Source organism: Vibrio genomosp. F10 str. 9ZD137 (genome assembly GCF_049974785.1).
Taxonomy (GTDB): domain Bacteria; phylum Pseudomonadota; class Gammaproteobacteria; order Enterobacterales; family Vibrionaceae; genus Vibrio.
Window position 1 is genome coordinate 1 of sequence record NZ_JBNGCJ010001074.1, and the last position, 1518, is coordinate 1518.

The 1518-nt window shown below is 47.9% G+C and carries 1 protein-coding gene; it reads right to left on the reverse strand.

What is annotated here, in order from left to right; genetic code table 11:
- On the reverse strand, positions 1–1518 hold a 1518-nt coding region (pheT, locus tag ACP45E_RS22595; RefSeq protein WP_069585548.1), incomplete at both ends, for a phenylalanine--tRNA ligase subunit beta.

Genomic DNA, 1518 nt, shown 5'->3' on the forward strand with positions numbered 1-1518 from the left:
AGTACGGCCGTTAAGACCAAACTTACGCTCTAGCTCTGGATGAACAGTACCAATGATACCCACTTCCCTTTCTGTTTCTAAACCAGCGTCAACCATAATCACTGCTGACTGACCTGGGTGAAGTGCTGGGTTGCGCTCTTTTGCTTCAGAAGAAAGGGCTTTGAAGCTGTATGCGATTTCGTTTGCAGAAAGCTCAAGAACGGCTTCTAGGTCACCTTTAAGATCGAAGAAATCTACAGTGTTTGTTGCAATGTCCCAGTGCTCTTCGCCACGAGTACCAGAGATAACGCCCGCAAGCATCATTTCTTGGCGCATGCCGTTTTCAGCCGTTGCTTCAGGGATGAAACGTAGGCCTGATTCGAATAGACGAACGCGAGACTGTTGACGCTTCTGGTTGTGAACAACTGTGTTTAGTAGACCTTGGATTAGGCCAAGACGCATTGCTGACATGTCCGCAGAGATTGGGAATGGCAGGATTAGCGGCTCAACACCAGGTACAACCAGTTTTTGCTGTTCTGGTTCTACGAAGCTGTATGTAATTGCTTCGTGGTAGCCACGGTCTACAAGAAGGTCACGAACGCGCTTAAGCGGTTGGTCAGCTTCTTTGTGGTCATTCATTTTAAGTGCCGCTTTAGGCGCTTGGTTTGGAATGTTATCGTAACCGTAGATACGACCTACTTCTTCAATTAGGTCTTGCTCGATTGCGATATCGAAACGCCAAGATGGAGACGTTGCCGTCCAACCTGCGTCTGTCGTTTCAACGTTACAACCTAGGCGAGTAAGTATTTCCACTACGTCTGTCGATGGGATTTCGTGACCTAGTAAGCTGTCTAGCTTAGCGCGACGTAGAGCAACTACGTTTGCTTTAGGTAGATCAGCTTCAGATTCGCTGCCGTTTACTGGCGCAACTTCACCACCGCAGATTTCAACTAGAAGCTGTGTTGCACGCTCCATTGCTGCTGCTTGAAGTGTTGAATCAACACCACGTTCGAAACGTAGAGAAGAATCAGTGTGAAGGCCGTAAGCACGTGCGCGACCACGAATGTGATCCGGTGCGAAGAATGCAGCTTCAAGAAGTACGTCTGTTGTTTCAGTAGTCACACCTGAATCTTGACCGCCAAAGATACCAGCGATTGCTAGTGCTTTGTTGTGGTCTGCGATAACAAGTGTGTTGCTGTTTAGTTCAGCTTCGTTGCCATCTAGAAGTGTGAGTTTTTCGCCCTGCTCTGCTAGACGAACCACGATACCGCCTTCGATCTTAGCGAGATCAAATGCGTGCATTGGTTGGCCTTGCTCTAGCATCACGTAGTTTGTGATGTCTACAACTGGGTCGATTGAACGGATACCACAACGACGCAGTTTTTCTTGCATCCAGATTGGAGATTCCGCTTTCACGTTTACGTTCTTAACCACACGGCCAAGGTAACGTGGACAAGCATCAGTTGCTTTGATTTCAACAGATACTGTGTCTTCAATGCTTGTTGCAACAGCGTCAACTGTTGGCTCTGTAACGTCTGC